Genomic DNA, 17,569 nt, shown 5'->3' with positions numbered 1-17,569 from the left:
AGTCTAAAGCGAACGGAAGTTCGCTTTAGGGTGGGGGCGTCACCTCCGGGTCCAGCGTGTACAGCTCCTGCGGGCGCCCCACCCCGCGCAGCAGGTAGCGCCCGACCGAGATCAGCCGCTCCCGGCATTCCGGAGCGGATTCGGTGAAGGCGGAGGACAGCAGGATGTCCTGGTCGAGCGACCGGCACATGGCGGCGATGCGGCTGGCCTCGTTCACCGCCGGGCCGACCACGGTGAAGTCCAGCCGGTCCACCCCGCCGATGTTGCCGTAGAACACCTTTCCCTGATGCAGCCCGAGATAGAAACGCGTCACCGGCAGCCCGGCGGCGGAGCGGCGGGCGTTCAGTTCCTTGCAGCGCTCCCGCGCCTCTTCCGCCGCGTCGAGGGCGGCGCGGCAGGCGTCCTCGGCGCTGGAGCGGTCGAAGACGGCCAGGATGCCGTCGCCGATGAACTTCAGCACCTGCCCGTGGTGCCGGTGGATGGCCGTCACCACCAACTCCGCGTAGTCGTTCAGCAGCGGCAGGATGGTTTCCGGGGCCGCCGTGTCGGTGATGCGGGTGAAGCCCTGGAGGTCGCTGAACCACAGAACGGCGTCCAGCTCCTCCGCGACGCCGCGGCGGATGTGGCCGCGCAGCACCCGGTGGCCGGCGTCCCGCCCGAGATAGGTCTCGGCCAGCGTGTTGGCGATGTGCGCCATGGCGTGGCCGCGCAGCGCCAGCGCCAGGCTGCCGGTCAGGGTGAGCAGGGCGTCGCGCTGGGCGTCGCTGAAGCCGTCGGGATGGTGCGACACCCAGGAGGAGAAGATGCAGTCCAGCTCCCCGATGGCGGCGCGCGGGCCGAGCCGGTTGACGATGGCCATGTAGTCGGTGGCGCCCTGCGCCCGCAGCTCGTCGACGATCGGGAACTCGCCGCCCTCCGTGCCGTCGGTCAGCCGCAGGCGCAGCATCGTCTCGCCGGAGGTGTAGAGCCGGTGGAAGGGGCTGCGCAGCCACTTCTCGTCAATGTCGGGATCGCTGCCGTCGCCGCCATACTCGGTCCGGCGCACCTCGGCGGCGTTGCGCCCGCTGCTGTCCCAGGTGACCACATGGCCGGCGATGGTCGGGTGCAGCGTGTCCGCCCCGACCACCGTCCGGGTCAGCGGCACGCCCGCCGCGACCAGCCGCTCGCAGAAGCCGCCGATGAGGTCCGTCTCCGGCACCCCCCGCAGCCCGGCCTCCGCGATCCAGCGGCTGAGGTCGAGAATCCCTTGCGCATCCATGCCCGCCATCCTGCCACAGGTCGCGTTTTCCGGGAACGGAGGGTCAGCGGCGGGACAGGGCGTCCGCAATGAAGGCCGTGACCGTTCCGAAGTCGCCGGTTGTCCGCAATTCGGCGGGCATGGCCCGAAAGTCAAGCTCCGGTCCGAAACCGATCATCGGCTTTCCGAAGCGCAGGGCGAGCCGGACCTCGTCCAGCGTCCCGTGGCGGCCCGGCAGGACGACGATCACGTCGCTGGTCAGGATGTTGACGTGGTTGCGGCTCAGCTCCGTCGGCGGCGCGCCGGCCGGCTTGCGCGCGAAGGGCGTCAGGATGGGCAGGTCGATGTAGGGGTTGGGGTAGCCGGGCAGGGGCGCATGGCCGCGGATCGGGTCGGGCTCGGACGGCAGGATGCCGATGGAGCGTCCCCGGCGCCCCGGCGTGCCGTGGAAGGCCCTTGCGGCGGACCGCATCACCCCGCCGCCCCCGCCGGTCAGCAGGTCGTGCCCGGCCGCGGCAATCCACGCGCCGAGCGGCTCGGCGTAGTCCGCCCATTCCTCCTGCCCCGACCCCATCACCCCGATGATCGCCATGTCCTTCCGCCTTTCCGTTACCGTCCGCGTGGTTTCGCCCGCGCCGTGGGTTCGGCCTCCAGCGGGTTGTCGGGCCAATAATGCTTGGGATACTGCCCCTTGAGGTCGGCCTTCACCGCCTTGTAGGCGTTGGCCCAGAAGCTGGCGAGGTCGCGCGTCACCTGCACCGGGCGGCGGGCCGGGGACAGCAGGTGCAGCAGCAGCGGCACCCGGCCGCCGGCGATGCGCGGCGTCTCGGCCAGCCCGAACATCTCCTGCAGCCGGACGGCCAGCACCGGCTCGTCCCCGCTGTAGTCGATGGGGATGCGGGAGCCGCTGGGCACCTCGACATGGGTCGGCGCCTCCTTGTCCAGCCGCTGCTGCATCGCCCAGGGCAGCAGCCCGCGCAGCGCGTTGCCCAGCTCCACCCGGTCGAGATGGGCGCGGCGCGAGGCGCCGTTCAGGAAGGGCGCCAGCCACTCCTCCATCGTCTCCAGCAGGGCGGCGTCGGAGACGTCCGGCCATTCCTCCCCCTCCATGCGGCGCAGGAACAGGACGCGCGTCTGCCACTTGCGCAGCTCGTCGGTCCAGGGCAGGGCGGTCAGCCCCATCTCCCGGATGCCCTCCAGCATGGCGGCGGCGATGGCCTCGGCGGGCGGGTTGGGCAGGCGCTTGTCCTCCAGCGCCAGGGCGAACAGCATGCGGCGGCGGCGGGCCAGCACCGTCTGCTCCCGCCCGTCCCAGGCGACCACGGTCCCGCTGCGGATGTGCTCGGCGAAGGCCTCCTCCAGCTCGGCCAGGGTGAGCGGGGCGGCGAGGAAGATGCGCGATTCGCGGGCCGCCCCGTCCAGGTCGGCGACGGCGAGCCAGTCCTCGGCGCTCAGCGGCTCGGCGTCCTGGAAATAGGCGCCGCGCCCGTTGGACAGCCGGTATTGCGCGGCGGCACCGCCCGCACTGCCGCCGGGACGGCGCTGGCCGATGCGGTCGGGATAGGCGAGGGCGACCAGCAGGCCGGTGGCGCCCAGGTCGCCACCATTGCCCTTCACGCCCAACTGGCGCTTCCAGTTCCGGGCCTGCTTCAGCGCCTGCTGGGCGCCGCCGCGCTCCACCGTCAGGCCGCGCCCGGCGCCGCGCACCCGGCCGTCATCGTCCAGTCCGCGCAGCAGCTCCACGCGCAGCCGCAGGTCGGCGTCGCGGAAGCCGGGCTGGGCGCGGACGATGTCGCGCTCGCCGAGCAGGGCGGCGACCTCGCAGGCCAGCGCGCCCAGCCCCATCGCCTTGCCCTTCAGCATCATGTGGGCCAGCCGGGGATGCACGCCGAAGCCGGCCATGCGGCGGCCGTGGGCGGTGATGCCGCCGTCGGCGTCCAGCGCCCCTAACTCGCGCAGCAACTCCCGCGCCTGGGCCATGGCGGCGGCGGGTGGCGGGTCGAGCCACGCCAGCGACGCCGGGTCGGACACGCCCCACACCGCCAGCTCCAGCGCCAGCGGGGCGAGGTCGGCGTCCATGATCTCCGGCGGGGTGAAGGGGGCCAGCGCCTTGTGCGACGGCTCCGGCCACAGGCGGTAGCAGACGCCGGGCTCCAGCCGGCCGGCGCGGCCCCGCCGCTGCTCCGCCGACGCCTGGGAGACCTTGGCGGTGACCAGCCGCGTCATGCCGCTGCGCGGGTCGAAGCGGGGGACGCGCATCAGCCCGCCGTCCACGACGATGCGGATGCCCTCGATGGTCAAGCTGGTCTCGGCGATGGGGGTGGCGAGCACGATCTTGCGCGTGCCCGGCGGGCTGGGGGCGATGGCCCGGTCCTGCGCGTCCGCCGTCAGGTCGCCGTAGAGCGGGGCGATCACCGTGCCGGGGCCGAGGTCCGCCGACTCCAGAAGGCTCTGCACCCGCCGGATCTCCCCGGCGCCGGGCAGGAAGACCAGCGCGTTGCCGCTCTCCTCGCGCAGGGCGCGGCGGACCGCGGCGGCCACGGCGTCCTCGACGCGGGTTCCGGTAGCGGGGGCGTCGAGGTGGCGGGTCTCCACCGGGAAGGCGCGGCCCTCGCTGGTCACCATCGGGGCGTCGCCGAGCAGGGCGGCGACGGGGCCACCGTCCAGCGTCGCCGACATCACCACCAGCCGCAGGTCGTCGCGCAGCGCGCCGCGCGCCTCCTGCACCAGGGCCAGCGCCAGATCGCTGTCGATGCCGCGCTCGTGGAACTCGTCGAACAGCACGGCGCCGACCGCCGGCAGTTCGGGGTCCTCCTGGAGCTGGCGCAGGAACAGGCCGTCGGTCACCACCTCGATCCGGGTCTTCGGCCCGACCTTCGTGTCCAGCCGCACGCGGTAGCCGACCGTCTCGCCGACGCTCTCCCCCAGCATCGCGGCCATGCGGCGGGCGGCGGCGCGGGCGGCCAGCCGCCGCGGTTCCAGCACGATCACCTTGCGCCCGGCCAGCCAGGGCCGGTCGAGCAGGGCCAGCGGCACGCGGGTCGTCTTGCCGGCCCCCGGTGGCGCCTGGAGCACCGCCACGCCGCGCCCGTCCAGCGCAGCCAGCAGCTCGGGAAGCACGGGATCGATGGGAAGGGGCGGGATGCTCATGGACACTGCAAGATGGTGGAGAAGGGCGCCGCCCGTGTTCCTGGCAGCGGCGGGCGCCCCGGTCAAGCCTTCCGCCGGGTCCTGGCGGCTATTCGGCCTCCTCTCGGCAGAAGACCCCGGCCTCGCTGTCGTGGGTGAACAGCTCGGCGTAGCGGGCCCAGCCGGTCACGGCGTTCAGCGTCTCCTCGGCGTAGTCCTCGCTCATGAAGGCCTCCAGCTCGCGGGCGAACGGGGCGTAGGGAACGCGGTGGTCGGGGCGCTCCGCCAGGGCGGCGTGGATGTGCGCGGCGAGCGGCACGAAATGGACCAGATGCTCGGCGAACAGCGCCTTGCGGTCGTCCATCCCGGCCTCGGCGAACAGGCGGCCCGGCTCGGTCAGCCGGATGTCCCCCTCCGCCACCTCGGCGAATCCCAGCATCTGGAGCGTCTCGGCGATGGGGAAGAGGTCGTCGATCTCGTGCCGCAGCGCCGCCGCGAGGTGCGGCAGGTCCGCCTTGCCGTGGTAGGGCGGGGCGGCCAGCGTCTCCATCAGGCCGGACAGCCGGTTGGTCGAGACATGCTGGAGCGGCTCGGCATAGACCGGCCGCGGCCGCCCGGTTGCCGGTCCCGGTGCCGCCGCCGGGGCGGTCAGCGGCTTGCGCGCGGTCATCCGGCCATAGATGTCGTCGACCAGATCGCGGAAGTCCGGGGCCAGCCGGTTGCGCGGGTGCGGGATGTCCACCCGGATCTCCGCCGCGACGCGGCCCGGGTTGGAGGCGAAGACGAGGATGCGGTCGCACATCAGCACCGCCTCCTCGATGTTGTGGGTGACCATCAGGATCGAGCGGGTCGGCAGCTTGCGCTCCATCCACAGGTCGAGCAGGTCGGTGCGCAGCGTCTCCGCCGTCAGCACGTCGAGCGCCGAGAAGGGCTCGTCCATCAGCAGGATTTCCGGGTGGACGACCAGCGCGCGGGCGAAGCCGACGCGCTGGCGCATCCCGCCGGACAGCTCCTTGGGGTAGGCGCTCTCGAAGCCGGACAGGCCGATCAGGTCGATGGCCTCCTCGGCGCGCGCCGCCGCCTCGTCGCGGGGGACGCGCAGCGCCTTCAGCCCGGCCAGTACATTCTCCTCGACGGTCAGCCAGGGGAACAGCGCGAAGGACTGGAACACCATCGCCACCCCGTCCGTCGGTCCGGCCACCGGCGCGCCGTGGTGCAGGACTTGGCCCGAGGTCGGCCGCGCCAGCCCGGCGACGATGCGCAGCAGCGTGGACTTGCCCGAGCCGGAGCGGCCGAGCAGCCCGACGATCTCGCCGTCGCGCAGCGTCAGGTCCACGCCGTCGAGCACGACATACTGCTGGCCGGACGGCTTGCGGTAGGCCTGCCGGACGCCGTGGAGTTCGAAGAGGGGCGCGTTCTGCGTCATGGTACGGCCTCCGTCAGGCAAGGCGCAGGCGGCGTTCGGCGTAGCCGTAGAGCGGACGCCAGAGCAGCCGGTTGAGCAGGGTGACGAACAGGGACATCACGGCGATGCCGAGCACGATGCGCGGGTAGTCCCCCGCGGCGGTCGCCTGGGCGATGTAGCTGCCCAGCCCGTGCGCGGTGACCTCAGCGTCGCCCCAGCGCACCGACTCGGCAACGATGCTGGCGTTCCACGAGCCACCCGCCGCGGTCACCGCACCGGTCAGGTAATAGGGGAAGACGCCGGGCAGCATCACGTCGCGCCACCACTGCCAGCCGCGGATGCGGAAGCTGGACGCCGCCTCCTTGAGGTCGCTGGGGAAGGCGGCGGTCCCGGCGACGACGTTGAACAGGATGTACCACTGCGTGCCCAGGATCATCAGCGGGCTGAGCCAGACATCCGGGTTCAGGTCGAAGCGCAGGATGGTGACCACGGCGACCGGGAACAGCAGGTTGGCCGGGAAGGCCGCCAGGAACTGCGCCAGCGGCTGGACCGCCTCGGCGAGGCGCGGGCGCAGCCCGATCAGCACGCCGAGCGGCACCCAGACGAGCGAGGCGATGGCGATCAGCACCATGACGCGCAGCAGCGTTGCCGCCCCGAGCAGCAGCGCGGTCCCGACGTCGCCCCAGCCGGCCCCGCCGGCGATGACGCTCACCAGGGTCCAGCCCAGGGCGAGCGCCGCCGCCGCGACGACCGCGTACCACGCCCGGTCGAGCGTGCGCTCAAGCGCGGGGGAGGGCGGACCGGCGACCCGGCGCCGCAGGGCCGCGGGCAGGGCGGCGGCGAGAGAGGAAAGGGGTGACAGGCGCAGCCACGCCACCCGGCCGAGCAGGGCCTCGACCGGCGCCAGCAGCGCGCGGCAGACGCGGGTGCGCTGGAACAGCCGAAGCACCCAGGACTCCGGTGCCTCCTGCGCCCCGGTCTGCTCGAAGCGGAACTTGTCGGCCCAGGCGACCAGCGGGCGGAACAGGAACTGGTCGTAGAGCAGGATGACCGCCAGCATCGCCAGCACCGCCCAGCCGACGGCGCCGAGATCCTTCTGCGCGATGGCCTCGGCCAGATAGGAACCGATGCCGGGCAGCGTGACGGTGCGGTCGCCGACGGTGATCGCCTCCGACGCGACGACGAAGAACCAGCCGCCGGACATCGACATCATCATGTTCCACACCAGCCCCGGCATGGCGAAGGGCGCCTCCAGCCGCCAGAAGCGCTGCCAGCCGGAGAAGCGGAAGCTGGTCGCCGCCTCGTCCAGGTCGCGCGGCACCGAGCGCAGCGACTGGTAGACGCTGAAGGTCATGTTCCAGGCCTGGCTGGTGAAGATGGCGAAGATCGCCGCGCATTCGGCGCCCAGCACGCTGCCGGGGAACAGCGACAGGAAGAAGACCACGGTGAAGGAGATGTAGCCGAGCACCGGCACCGACTGGAGCACGTCCAGAACCGGGATCAGCACCATGCCGGCCCGCCGGCTCTTGGCCGCCAGCGTGGCGTAGGTGAAGGTGAACAGCAGCGAGGCCGCTATCGCCGCCAGCATGCGCAGCGTCGAGCGCAGTGCGTAGTCCGGCAGGTTCCAGGGGTCGAGCGAGACGGCAGGCGCGTCGAGGCTCGCCAGCGGTGCGGCCATCTGGTGACCGCCGACGGCGGCCAGGGCGAGCAGGCCGACGACCAGCGGCAGGGCCACGAGGTCCCAGCGGTTGGGCGTGGCGGCGGCCGTCTTCACGGAAACGCTTGTCTGGGTCCAGACCATGGCCCCTCCATCCTGCGGCCGGATCGGAGACCGGCCGCCTTCGGCATGCGCAATCGGCGTGTGCAGGCACCCGACGCCGTGCGGCGTCGGGTGGGCGTCAAGGATGGGGGAGGGCGGTCAGCTTGGCGCTGGCGGCGGCGAGGGCGCGCAGAGCGGCATCGGAATGGTGATGGAAGACGTCACCATGGTTCACCTGTGCGGCTGTCGGCATCGTGGCCGGCCGTGGCGAACCTGCGGAAAGGTCAGCCCAGGATCGGCAGAGTACCGAAGATTGGTCGGGGTCGACGCCTGTGGCTGTCCATCTCTTGCTTTCTCGGCGCGGGACCGGACCGCGCGTCCGGACGCCCGCCAATCATGCGGTGACGTTGGTGCTGATCTATTCCTGGAATTGAAGCCGGTCAAGCGCACGGCGGCGTTTCTTGGCGATCATTGCAGAGGTTTCATGTTGCCCGCCCTGTGCCGTCGGAGCGAGGGCTGCGCCTCCGGATGCAGATCGTCGAGGGCGTGTCAAAGTGTCGCAGAAGCCCGCAACCGGCCAGCGATCCGAGAACCTTTCGCAACAAGGCGTTATGGTTCAAATAACCACAAACCGTTTGTGACTTAACGATCTCGGGACCCCATGGCCAACATTCACGACCCCGCCCTGTTCCTCGCCCACGCCTGCGCGCTGGAGGAGGACGCCGCCAACCGTTTCGCCGACCTGTCGGAGGCCATGAAGACCTACGGCAACGCGGACGTCGCGGCCTTTTTCGCCAAGATGGCCGAGTTTTCGCGCCTGCATCTGGCGGACGCCCGCAAGCGCTCCGCCTTCCGCGACGTGCCGGCGCTCGCCCCGGAGGACTTCCAGTGGCCGGACGACGAGAGCCCGGAAGCGGCCTCCATGGAAGGCTCGCACTATCTGATGACGGTGGATTACGCGCTGGAACTGGCGCTCGACAGCGAAAAGCGCGGGCACGCCTTCTACGCCGACGTGGCGGCCTCCACCACGGACCCGGAGGTCCGCATGATGGCCGAGGAATTCGCCTCCGAAGAAGCGGAGCATGTGGCGGAGCTGGAGCGCTGGATCGAGCGCTTCCCCAAGAAGGGGTAAAGGCCGTTTCCCGCGGTTTCCGCCCTTGCGGGAACCGCGGGAAGGGCGAACGAGCGCCTTACTTGGACAGGTCGGCGTACTCGTACTCGTACTTCTTGTCCGCCGGCTTGAAGGTCTTGAAGGCGGCGATGACGTCGTCCACCGACACGCCCGCCGGCACGTTGAGAATCTCGTACACGACCGAGCTGCCGCTGGTCGGGCCAACGTCGGCGTTGCGGTGAGCCTGGGAAATCAGGCCCTCGCCGGCCTTCTTGATCATGATCGAAGCCATATCCGTTCCGTCTCCTGTTACACGTCGCCCGACGCAGCAATATCCATAACTCGAATAAGGGTATGGGGCCAATGGATAAATTGTCGACGCCCGGCACGTGAGCCCCCTCTCCCGCTTCGGGAGAGGGATAAGTCTGCGCGTCAGCGGCGGGTGATCCAGAGCGCGGTCACGTCGTCGGTCAGCCGTTCACCATGGATCGCGGCGTGGCGGGCCATCAGGGCAGGCAGGGGGCGGTCGGGGGTCTCCGCCACCGCGCGCTCGGCCAGACGGAGAAGCCCGTCCTCGCCCAGCATGGCGCCGTCGGCGTCCCGGGCTTCGCTCAGCCCGTCGGAATAGAGGAACAGGGCGTCGCCGCGCCGCAGCGGCACTTGGCGGTTCGTGTAGGCCGAATCCGTGAAGGCGCCGAGGAGCGGGCCGGAGGCGTCCAGCGGCTGGAAGCCGAAGTTGGTCGCCAGGAGGGGACTGGGCGCGGCGGCGGCGGCGTAGAGCAGCGTGTCGTCGGCGCGGTCGATCACCCCGTAGAAGGCGGTGGCGAACTGCCCCAGCGGCAGGATCTCGCACAGCCGCAGGTTCAATTGGCGCAGCAGGCGGGCGGGGTCGCGCAGCTCCTCCGGCGGGGTGCGGGTCAGCAGCGTGTGAAGGCGGAAGGCGTTGATCGCCGCGGCAATGCCGTGGCCCGACAGGTCGGCGGCGAAGACCCCGACGCGGCTCCCGTCGAATTCGAAGGCCGTCCAGAAATCGCCGCCGATCTCGTCCGACGCGCGGAAGACCGACTCCACGGTCAGCCCGTTCCGCTCGGCGAGGGCGGCCAGCTCCGCCGGCTCCGGGACCAGGGCGAGCTGCATGGCGCGGGCCTGCCGCAGGTCGCGCTCCACCCGCTCGTGGAAGGCGCGCAGCTCCTGCACCATCGAGCGGCGCTCCAGATGGTAGCGCACGCGGGCGATGCATTCGCCGGGGTTGATCGGCTTGGCGATCAGGTCGGTCGCCCCGGCGCTGAAGCAGACCGTCCTCATCTGGTCGGAGTGGACCGCGCTCTGCATCAGGATCGGCAGGTCGCGCCAGCGCGGGTCGCCGCGCAGGCTGCGGCAGACTCCGATGCCGTCCATCCGCGGCATGGCGGCATCGAGCAGCAGCAGATCGGGGGCAAAGCTCTCCAAGCGCTCCATGACCTCCTCCGCGGATGAGGCGAAGGCGACCTGGGTGATGCCGGCCCATTGCAGGAAGCGGGTCAGCGTCCGGCGGTTGAAGGCGCTGTCGTCGGCGATCAGCACCCGGCAGCCGCCGAGCGGGATGCCCAGTTCCATCCCGTAGACCGACGCGCCGGCGCCATTGCGAGGGGCGCGCGGCGGGGCGGCGGCGTCGTCCGTGCCGGGCGGCACCATCATGGCGCGGGCGTGGCCCATCGCGTCCGTTCCCGCCGCGTCAGTCGGCGATGTTGAACATGGTGTGGAACTTGGCGATCGTGATCAGGCGCCGCACCTCGTCGCGGGCGCCGCGAATCGCGAAATCCAGGTTGCGCCGCTGCGCGGTGTCGCGGGCGATGATGAACATGCCGAGGCCGGAGGAATCGACGAAGTCCAGCCGCGACAGGTCGAAGACCACCCGGTGCCCCGCCGGACGCTCGAAGGTGGCGATGACGTCGCGGAAGGTGTCGTGGTCGGCAAAGGTCATGCGCCCGCTCAGCACGATCTCGGTGCTGGCCGGGGCCTCGCGGACGGAGAAATCCATGGCGGCGCTCATCTGTGGTTCACCCGTGGCCGAAGAGAGGCGCATCCCTGCGCCGGTGCGTGCTGATGGGCGGTAGGCCCGACGGGGATGCGGGCGCATTCTAGGGCGCCGGGAATTGCACTTTGATGACGCTGCCGTGTCGGCACCGGGTCATCCGACACGGATGGGCCGACTTTTATTGCAGCGCGGCCTCCTCCACCCGTGGATGCGACAGCCGTTCGGCGATTCCGCCGGCCAGCCATGCCGAATAGGCATCGCGACCCTCCGGCCCGAGCAGGCCGTTGCGGCAAAAAGCCGACGCCTTGGCCGGCTTGGGAAGCGCCGAGTCGGGGAAACGCCACAGCGGCAGGTCGGCCTGCCCGCGCAGCCGGTCGAGCGCCGCCGGCCGGTAGCCGTTGCCGGCGCCGTACAGGCGCTCCTCCACCGCCGCCGGGCGGGGCGGAAGCAGCAGGGCGATCCCGACCCCGGCGGCGCGCGCCTGATCGGCGAAGCGGCGCACCCGCTCGAAGGCGGGTGAGTCGTCGTTCATGCGGACGGCGGCGTCGCGGGTCTCAACCCAACGGTCGGCGGCGGTGGCGGTCCAGCCCTGCGGACCGACGGCGTGGCACGGCTTGGCGTATTGCAGGGCGCTCTGGTCGGGCAGGTAGGAGCGGCCGAGCATCGCCACCTCGGTCAGGTGCGAGCCGTAGCGGCGCAGGCCGGCGACGTCGCCGCGCTCCGCGAACAGCAGGTCGACGTCGAGAAGGACCAGCGCCGGCTTCAGCTTCAGCACGTCGCCCAGCAGCGGCTCGAAGTCCTCGATGCGGGCGTGGTCGTGGACGATGCGCAGGAAATGCAGGCTCTCCACACCGTGCTTTGCCGCCAGCGCGGCCATGCCCGTCTCGTCCAGGGTGGCGTGGCGCAGCGCCGAATCGCCGAGCGCCACCACCACGGTCGGCGACAGGTCCCGCGCCGCCCGCTCCGCCGTCGCGGCGATGCGGTTGCTGTTGTACCAGGCGAAGGGCCGGTCGTGCAGGCTGTAGCCGGTCCAGAAGGCCCCCGCCGTCCCGGCCGCGAACAGGGCGGGGATCACCGCCAGCAGCGTGAGCCACAGCCGCCGCGGCTTCGCTTGCCGTCCGGTCCGCTTCTCGTGGTGCTTTCGCGGTTCGACTGGCCCGGTCATGGTCCCTCTGCTCCTCCCAGCGGCGCGCCCGGCGATGCGCGGTTGTCCGATGACTCAAACGCTTCGGGAGGGAGCAGGGTCCCGCGCTCCGCGGTGTTTTCCTATGACGAAGGGCGCATTCGTCCGGGTCGTGCCGGAGTAGCCGGATACAGGCACTTTCGTGTAATCTTGCGCGAACGGCGAGGCACGCATCGAGGAACAGGATGACCACCGAAATCCGCACCTTCACGATCCCCGACGCGAGCGCGGACGAGGCGCAGGGGCAACTGTCCTCTTTCCTGCGCACGGTCGAGGTGCAGCGCATCGACACCGCCTACGCCGACGGCGGCTGGCGTGTTCTCGTCCTTTACAAGGATCTGAAGCGCAAGGAGGAATCCCTCCAGATCGAAGCCGCGATCAACGCCGCCCTCAACGGTTGGCGGGACCGCAAGGCGGTCGGTGAAGGGCTGTCGCGCGACGCCGTCCTGCCGGACGAGCTGGTGCCGGAAATCGCCCGCTTCGCCCCCACGACGGAGCGCGAGCTGTCCATCATCGTCGGTGCCCGCGACCTCGACGTCAGCCATTACGGCGGGGAGATCGTGCAGGTCGTGCGGGCGACCCTGGACGAGCTGATCGACTGACGGACCACTCTGCGGAAAAGCATAGGCGGAGAGACCTAAGGACCGGTTCCGCTGTGCCGAAAGAGAAGCCGGACCCGCCGTAAGCCCGATTCCAGACGCCTTCCCGCTGTGCCAGCATACCGGTGTAGTTTGCGGCAATGCAGCATGGCGGGGGCCATGGACGGGACATCCGGATCGAGAGGCGGCGCTCCCGATTACCGCGCCATGGCGCGGGAACTGGAAGCCTTCAGCCGTCAGGCGGCGGAACGCGCGGCGGCCACCGGCGACGGCAGCATGAACGCCCTGGCGCAGCGGCTGGGGCGCCACGCCGAAGAGATCCGGCATGATCTCGCCGAAGCCCCGATGCGCCGCTTCGGCTGGCGCCTAAGCCTTCTCCACCTTCAACAGGGTGCCCTCGGCCCCGACGACGCGGACGCGGGTGCCGGCGGGGAGGTCGGGTCCCTCGACGGTCCAAAGCCCGTCGCCGATCTGCGCCCGCCCCCGCCCGTTGACGATGGGGCGGTCCAGCGTGTGCAGCGTCCCGATGTACTGCGCCGTCCGGCGGTTCAGATGCGGCGTGTGCGTCGTATGCGCTGACCCGCGGGACAGCAAGCGGGTTCCCACCAGCGCGGCGATGGCGAGCAGGGCGAACAGCAGCCCCTGATGCTCCCACGGCAGGGACGGCCAGACCAGAAGAACGACGCCGACCAGCGCGGCGGCTCCGCCCAGCCAGAGAAAGGCCGCGCCCGGCGCCACCGTCTCCAGCGCGCCCAGCAGCACGGCCAGAACCCACCAGTGCCAGAACTCGATCATCGCGGGTCCGCCTTCGGAAATTCGCCCAATCCTACGACTCCGGCGGCACCGGCGCATCGCTCCTCTTCGGCTCGTCCCGATTCCGTTCGTCGCGATTCCAGGGGCCGCGCGGCGCCTGCGGCGGAACGGCCGCCGCTCCGGGGGACGCCGGTTGGTTCGGGGGCCGGTTCGGGAAGGCCTCGCGGGCGATCTCCGCGATGCCGCCGATGGCGCCGATCACGTTGGCGGCCTCCAGCGGCATGAATAGAACCTTCTGGTTCGGGGCGGCGGCCACCGCGGTCAGGGCATCGACATAGCGCTGGGCGACGAAGTAGTTGATGGCCTGGGCGCTGCCCCCGGCGATGGCGTCGGAGACCAGCCGGGTCGCCTCGGCCTCGGCCTGGGCGGAGCGCTCGCGGGCCTCGGCGTCGCGGAAGGCGGCCTCGCGCCGGCCCTCGGCCTGGAGGATGGCAGCCTGCTTGGCGCCCTCCGCCCGCAGGATCGCCGCTTGGCGCTGCCCCTCCGCTTCGAGGATGGAGGCGCGGCGGTCGCGTTCCGCCTTCATCTGGCGGGCCATGCTGTCCACGAGATCGCGCGGCGGCTGGATGTCGCGGATCTCGATGCGCGTCACCTTGACGCCCCAGGGGCTGGTCGCCTCGTCCACCACGCCGAGCAGGCGGGCGTTGATCTGGTCGCGCTGGGACAGCAGTTCGTCGAGGTCCATCGAGCCCATGACCGTGCGGGTGTTGGTCATGGTCAGGTTGAGGATCGCCAGTTCCAGGTTGTTGACCTCGTAGGAGGCCTTGGCGGCGTCGATCACCTGGAAGAAGACGACGCCGTCCGCCGTGACCATGGCGTTGTCGCGGGTGATGACCTCTTGCGAGGGCACGTCGAGCACCGTCTCCATCATGCTCTGCTTGCGGCCGATGCGGTCGACCAGCGGCAGCAGCAGGTGCAGGCCGGGCTGGAGCGTGCGGGTGTAGCGCCCGAACCGCTCCACCGTCCATTCCTGGCCCTGCGGCACGGTCCGCACGCCGAGCAGCACCAGCGCCAGCGCGAAGATCAGAAGCGCGATGACGAAGAGCGTCAAGCCGCTGACCACCATCACCCCACCTCCCATCCGGTCGTTTCCTCTCCCCCGACCATGCCACGGCGGGGCCGCCCCGGCCAGAGCCGCAGCTTCAGCCCAACAGGGCGCCGACCGGCTTCAGCGGCTCGTGCGCGTCGAACAGGATCTTCAGGATCGCCAGGATCGGCACCGCCAGCAGGGCGCCGGGAATGCCCCACATCCAGCCCCAGAACAGGATGGACACGAACACCCCTATGGGGTTCAGCGCCAGACGCCGCCCGACGATCATCGGGGTCAGGAAGTTCCCCTCCATCATCGTCAGCGCCACGAAGGTCAGCGGCGGCCCGAAGATCTGCACGCCCCCGTCGAAGGTGAGCGCCGACACCAGGAACAGCACCGCCGTCATCACCGCCGGCCCGATGAAGGGGACGTAGTTGATGAGGCCGGCCAGCGTTCCCCACAGCGCCGCGTTGGGCACCCCCCACAGCCACATCGCCAGCGTCGTGGCGAGTCCGAGTCCGATGTTGATGACCGTGATGGTCGCCAGATAGGCGGCGATGTTCTGCTGCACCGTGGCGGCGACCATGGCGTAATGCACGCGGTCGTCGACGTCGCGCATCGTGCCGATCAGCGCCTCCAGGCTCTGCCGCCCGCGGGCGAGGAAGAAATAGAGCAGCACCTGGAGGATCACCACGTTGGCGATCACCGCCTCCGCCTGATGGAGCACCTGCTCGGCCAGCGACGGGCCGCGCACCACAACCTCCCGCGCCGCGCCGTTGCGGTCGGAGGCCATCTGCTCGATCTGGCGGGAGGCCTCGCGGGCGCGATCAATCCCCTCGCGGATGTCGCCCAGCTTGAACTCCAGCTCGTGGACCACGCGGGGCATCCGGTTGACCCATTCGGTGGCCGGGGTCGCCAGCGAGAAGATGGCCCCCAGCCCGGCGCCGAACACCACGATCACCACCACCGCCGCGCCCAGCGCCTCCGGCAGGCCGAGCCGGTAGAGGCCGCGCACGCAGGGCCGCAGCAACAGGCTGAGGATCAAGGCGAGCATGATCGGCAGCAGCACGTCGCGTCCGAAATACAGCGTGAACAGAAGCGCGATGACGAACAGCCCCACCACCGCCACCCGCACCGGGTCTCGGGGGTTCCGGGCCGGGGGCAGGGGCTCGGTCACCGGCTCCGGCGGCGGGGTCAGCGGCGGATCGATCGTGCGGTCGCTCATCGGGGGCAGGCACTCCGGGAGTAGCGGGCCGGGGGGCGCTTGACGGCGCCGGACCCCCGCCCGATTTAGGGGTATTCCAGGACCGCGCCCACGCGGCCCCGCTTCGCGACGACCGGAGTTCCACGAGATGCGCAGCCCGTTCCCTTCGATAAACATCCGCCGCGGCCTGATGGTCCTGGCGCTAACCGTGCTGCCACCGATGGCTGCCTCCACCACGGCGTCGGCCGAGGACCTCGTCGTCGGGCGCTTCTCCAACGATTGGACCGGCAACGGGCTCCAGGTGCAGGCGATCGAGGACCCGAAGGTGAAGGGCATCACCTGCCATCTGGTGGATTTCGACCGCAGCGTGCTCGACCGGCTGACCAAGGGGAACTGGTTCGAGGACCCGTCCAACGCCTCCATCTCGTGCCGGCGCACCGGGCCGCTGGTGATCGGCGACATCGAGCTGTCGCAGAAGGGCGAGGAGGTCTTCTCCGAGCGCAAGAGCCTGGTCTTCAAGTCGATCGCCATCCGCCGCATCTACGACCGGGTGAACGACACGCTGATCTATGTGGTCTACAGCCGGCAGGTGAAGGACGCCTCGGCGAAGATGGCCATCTCCAGCGTGCCGCTGATCGACACGAACCCCCAATGGGAAAAGGGCAAACCCCCCGTGAAGTGATCGGAGGAAATGATCGGATGGCTTGCAATCGGGCGGGTGCGGAGCCATCATCAGGCTTGGGAGGCAGGGGCTCCTATCCCCCGCCTCCCGGCCCGATCACTGCCGGTTCAGAAGATCAAGGATCGCCTTGACGATCTGGAGCAGCAGGATCAGGAGACCGAGGATTTCCTTCATCCTCCGAGCCTCCTCGTTGAGCGGCGGGGTGGTGGCACTCCACCACCCGTCCGCGCCTCCACCTCGCACGGGGTGCGGGATGGGCGCAATGGAAACTCCACACATGCGTGTGCGGCGGATTGGCCGGCTGGCCCGGGGGCAATTCCTCAGATGTTGCCGCGGCGGGACCGCCACTTGCGCCACAGCAGATATAAGCCGGGCGCCAGCGTCACGATCAGGATGATGCGCACCATGTGGTGGGTGGCGACCAGCGCCACGTCGATGTTCAGCGCCAGCGCGACCAGCGTCATCTCGGCCAGCCCGCCCGGCGCGAAGGCGAGGATCAGCGCGGCCAGTCCCAACCCGGTCGCCTCGTCGACCATCCAGGCCGCCGCCGTGGTGACCAGCAGCATCAGCCCGGTGAGGCCCAGCGCGGTCAGCCCGTCGCGCCCGATGCGGCGGATGTTCAACCCGGTGAAGCGGCAGCCCAGCGACGCCCCGATCACCACCTGGGCCGCGGCGACCAGAACGCCCGGCGGCTTGCCCTCGGTCAGCCCGGCGAGGTGGATCGCGGCGGACAGCAGCATCGGTCCGACGATCTGGGCGGCGGGGATGCGCAGCAGCTTCGCCAGGGGATAGCCCAGCGCGCAGGCGGACAGCAGCGCCACGTCCAGCGGGGCGAGCGACAGCAGGGGCGGGCCGAGCGTGCCGCGCCGCGCCGGGTCGTACAGCCCCAGCGCCTGGAAGGCGAAGGGGATGACCAGCACCACCAGCATCACACGGAGCGCGTGGGACAACGCCATGGTCCGGCTGTCGCCGCCCATCTGGGTGCCGACCATCACCATCTCGTTCAACCCGCCGGGGGTGGCGGTGAAGAAGGCGGTCGGCGGGTCCAGCCGGGCGCCGCGGCGCAGGTATTGAACCCCCAGCGTGGTCGCCAGCACGAGATAGACGGTCAGCGCGCTCAGCGACAGGCTCCACTCGCCGAGCCGCCCCAGGATGTCCGGGGTGAAGCCGCTGCCCAGCATCACGCCGAGGATCATGATCATGGCGTTGCGCAGCGGTTTCGGCACATGCAGCGCGACACCGGCCATGGCGGCGACCGTGGTGGCGGTCATGGCGCCGATCATCCAGGCCAGCGGCAGATGGAAATAGCTGAACAGCGCGCCCCCCGCCGTCCCCAGCGCGAGGGCGAGCGCGAAGGGCCGGAGCCCCGGTCCGATGGTCATGCCGTTCGCTGTGTCCGG

Annotated in this window: 16 protein-coding genes; 3 read left to right on the top strand and 13 right to left on the bottom strand. The window is 70.7% G+C overall.

What is annotated here, in order from left to right; genetic code table 11:
- Window positions 1-25 precede the first annotated feature (25 nt).
- From D3869_RS05025 to D3869_RS05005, 5 genes are all read right to left on the bottom strand, one after another.
- Window positions 26-1,258, bottom strand: coding sequence for an adenylate/guanylate cyclase domain-containing protein (locus D3869_RS05025; protein ID WP_137139175.1), 1,233 nt, complete (start codon window positions 1,256-1,258; stop codon window positions 26-28).
- Between the two features lie 43 nt (window positions 1,259-1,301).
- Window positions 1,302-1,829 (bottom strand): DNA-binding protein, encoded by a 528-nt coding sequence (locus tag D3869_RS05020; protein ID WP_137139174.1) that lies wholly within the window; start codon window positions 1,827-1,829, stop codon window positions 1,302-1,304.
- 17 nt (window positions 1,830-1,846) lie between these two features.
- The gene (gene hrpB, locus D3869_RS05015) at window positions 1,847-4,387 is read right to left on the bottom strand and encodes an ATP-dependent helicase HrpB (RefSeq protein ID WP_137139173.1); all 2,541 of its coding nucleotides are present in this window, start codon (window positions 4,385-4,387) and stop codon (window positions 1,847-1,849) included.
- 88 nt (window positions 4,388-4,475) lie between these two features.
- Window positions 4,476-5,792 (bottom strand): ABC transporter ATP-binding protein, encoded by a 1,317-nt coding sequence (locus tag D3869_RS05010; protein ID WP_137139172.1) that lies wholly within the window; start codon window positions 5,790-5,792, stop codon window positions 4,476-4,478.
- Between the two features lie 13 nt (window positions 5,793-5,805).
- A complete protein-coding gene (locus D3869_RS05005) occupies window positions 5,806-7,572 on the bottom strand; it encodes an ABC transporter permease (RefSeq protein WP_137139171.1) in 1,767 nt (588 codons plus the stop codon).
- A gap of 619 nt (window positions 7,573-8,191) precedes the next feature.
- Between D3869_RS05005 and D3869_RS05000 the strand changes: the two genes are divergently transcribed.
- The gene (locus D3869_RS05000) at window positions 8,192-8,662 is read left to right on the top strand and encodes a ferritin-like domain-containing protein (protein ID WP_137103410.1); all 471 of its coding nucleotides are present in this window, start codon (window positions 8,192-8,194) and stop codon (window positions 8,660-8,662) included.
- Between the two features lie 58 nt (window positions 8,663-8,720).
- On the opposite strand, the gene D3869_RS04995 is transcribed toward D3869_RS05000, so the two are convergent.
- The 4 genes from D3869_RS04995 to D3869_RS04980 form a co-directional block, all read right to left on the bottom strand.
- Window positions 8,721-8,933 (bottom strand): hypothetical protein, encoded by a 213-nt coding sequence (locus tag D3869_RS04995; RefSeq protein WP_137139170.1) that lies wholly within the window; start codon window positions 8,931-8,933, stop codon window positions 8,721-8,723.
- Between the two features lie 140 nt (window positions 8,934-9,073).
- Window positions 9,074-10,336, bottom strand: coding sequence for a PP2C family protein-serine/threonine phosphatase (locus D3869_RS04990; RefSeq protein ID WP_137139169.1), 1,263 nt, complete (start codon window positions 10,334-10,336; stop codon window positions 9,074-9,076).
- A gap of 19 nt (window positions 10,337-10,355) precedes the next feature.
- A complete protein-coding gene (locus D3869_RS04985; protein WP_236778167.1) occupies window positions 10,356-10,673 on the bottom strand; it encodes an STAS domain-containing protein in 318 nt (105 codons plus the stop codon).
- A gap of 163 nt (window positions 10,674-10,836) precedes the next feature.
- Entirely contained in the window at window positions 10,837-11,823 is a 987-nt protein-coding gene (locus D3869_RS04980; RefSeq protein WP_137139168.1) for a hypothetical protein, read from the bottom strand.
- A gap of 203 nt (window positions 11,824-12,026) precedes the next feature.
- Here D3869_RS04980 and D3869_RS04975 point away from each other — a divergent pair, with 203 nt between their 5' ends.
- A complete protein-coding gene (locus tag D3869_RS04975; protein WP_137139167.1) occupies window positions 12,027-12,443 on the top strand; it encodes an HRDC domain-containing protein in 417 nt (138 codons plus the stop codon).
- Between the two features lie 363 nt (window positions 12,444-12,806).
- Here D3869_RS04975 and D3869_RS04970 read toward each other — a convergent pair whose 3' ends face one another.
- The 3 genes from D3869_RS04970 to D3869_RS04960 all read right to left on the bottom strand — a co-directional run bounded on the left by D3869_RS04970 (window position 12,807) and on the right by D3869_RS04960 (window position 15,508).
- Window positions 12,807-13,235: an NfeD family protein gene (locus D3869_RS04970; RefSeq protein WP_137139166.1), complete on the bottom strand. Its 429-nt coding sequence runs from the start codon at window positions 13,233-13,235 to the stop codon at window positions 12,807-12,809.
- Between the two features lie 31 nt (window positions 13,236-13,266).
- On the bottom strand, window positions 13,267-14,334 hold the full coding sequence (locus D3869_RS04965; protein WP_137139165.1) for an SPFH domain-containing protein: 1,068 nt from the start codon (window positions 14,332-14,334) through the stop codon (window positions 13,267-13,269).
- Window positions 14,335-14,395: 61 nt separating this feature from the next.
- Window positions 14,396-15,508 (bottom strand): AI-2E family transporter, encoded by a 1,113-nt coding sequence (locus D3869_RS04960; RefSeq protein WP_137139164.1) that lies wholly within the window; start codon window positions 15,506-15,508, stop codon window positions 14,396-14,398.
- A gap of 127 nt (window positions 15,509-15,635) precedes the next feature.
- Here D3869_RS04960 and D3869_RS04955 point away from each other — a divergent pair, with 127 nt between their 5' ends.
- On the top strand, window positions 15,636-16,169 hold the full coding sequence (locus tag D3869_RS04955) for a CreA family protein (protein ID WP_137139163.1): 534 nt from the start codon (window positions 15,636-15,638) through the stop codon (window positions 16,167-16,169).
- 320 nt (window positions 16,170-16,489) lie between these two features.
- On the opposite strand, the gene D3869_RS04950 is transcribed toward D3869_RS04955, so the two are convergent.
- Window positions 16,490-17,551: an AbrB family transcriptional regulator gene (locus D3869_RS04950; protein WP_137139162.1), complete on the bottom strand. Its 1,062-nt coding sequence runs from the start codon at window positions 17,549-17,551 to the stop codon at window positions 16,490-16,492.
- Window positions 17,552-17,569 lie beyond the last annotated feature (18 nt).

This window comes from Azospirillum brasilense, assembly GCF_005222205.1.
GTDB classification, from domain to species: domain Bacteria; phylum Pseudomonadota; class Alphaproteobacteria; order Azospirillales; family Azospirillaceae; genus Azospirillum; species Azospirillum brasilense_G.
The sequence above is the reverse complement of the archived record's forward strand: the minus strand, read 5'-3'. Positions and strand labels throughout refer to the sequence as shown.

Excerpts from the sequence above, each read along its gene's own strand:
- D3869_RS05025 (WP_137139175.1), bottom strand. The coding sequence starts at position 1,258 with ATGGATGCGCAAGGGATTCTCGACCTCAGCCGCTGGATCGCGGAGGCC.
- D3869_RS05020 (WP_137139174.1), bottom strand. The coding sequence starts at position 1,829 with ATGGCGATCATCGGGGTGATGGGGTCGGGGCAGGAGGAATGGGCGGAC.
- hrpB (WP_137139173.1), bottom strand. The coding sequence starts at position 4,387 with ATGAGCATCCCGCCCCTTCCCATCGATCCCGTGCTTCCCGAGCTGCTG.
- D3869_RS05010 (WP_137139172.1), bottom strand. The coding sequence starts at position 5,792 with ATGACGCAGAACGCGCCCCTCTTCGAACTCCACGGCGTCCGGCAGGCC.
- D3869_RS05005 (WP_137139171.1), bottom strand. The coding sequence starts at position 7,572 with ATGGTCTGGACCCAGACAAGCGTTTCCGTGAAGACGGCCGCCGCCACG.
- D3869_RS05000 (WP_137103410.1), top strand. The coding sequence starts at position 8,192 with ATGGCCAACATTCACGACCCCGCCCTGTTCCTCGCCCACGCCTGCGCG.
- D3869_RS04995 (WP_137139170.1), bottom strand. The coding sequence starts at position 8,933 with ATGGCTTCGATCATGATCAAGAAGGCCGGCGAGGGCCTGATTTCCCAG.
- D3869_RS04990 (WP_137139169.1), bottom strand. The coding sequence starts at position 10,336 with ATGGGCCACGCCCGCGCCATGATGGTGCCGCCCGGCACGGACGACGCC.
- D3869_RS04985 (WP_236778167.1), bottom strand. The coding sequence starts at position 10,673 with ATGAGCGCCGCCATGGATTTCTCCGTCCGCGAGGCCCCGGCCAGCACC.
- D3869_RS04980 (WP_137139168.1), bottom strand. The coding sequence starts at position 11,823 with ATGACCGGGCCAGTCGAACCGCGAAAGCACCACGAGAAGCGGACCGGA.
- D3869_RS04975 (WP_137139167.1), top strand. The coding sequence starts at position 12,027 with ATGACCACCGAAATCCGCACCTTCACGATCCCCGACGCGAGCGCGGAC.
- D3869_RS04970 (WP_137139166.1), bottom strand. The coding sequence starts at position 13,235 with ATGATCGAGTTCTGGCACTGGTGGGTTCTGGCCGTGCTGCTGGGCGCG.
- D3869_RS04965 (WP_137139165.1), bottom strand. The coding sequence starts at position 14,334 with ATGGGAGGTGGGGTGATGGTGGTCAGCGGCTTGACGCTCTTCGTCATC.
- D3869_RS04960 (WP_137139164.1), bottom strand. The coding sequence starts at position 15,508 with ATGAGCGACCGCACGATCGATCCGCCGCTGACCCCGCCGCCGGAGCCG.
- D3869_RS04955 (WP_137139163.1), top strand. The coding sequence starts at position 15,636 with ATGCGCAGCCCGTTCCCTTCGATAAACATCCGCCGCGGCCTGATGGTC.
- D3869_RS04950 (WP_137139162.1), bottom strand. The coding sequence starts at position 17,551 with ATGACCATCGGACCGGGGCTCCGGCCCTTCGCGCTCGCCCTCGCGCTG.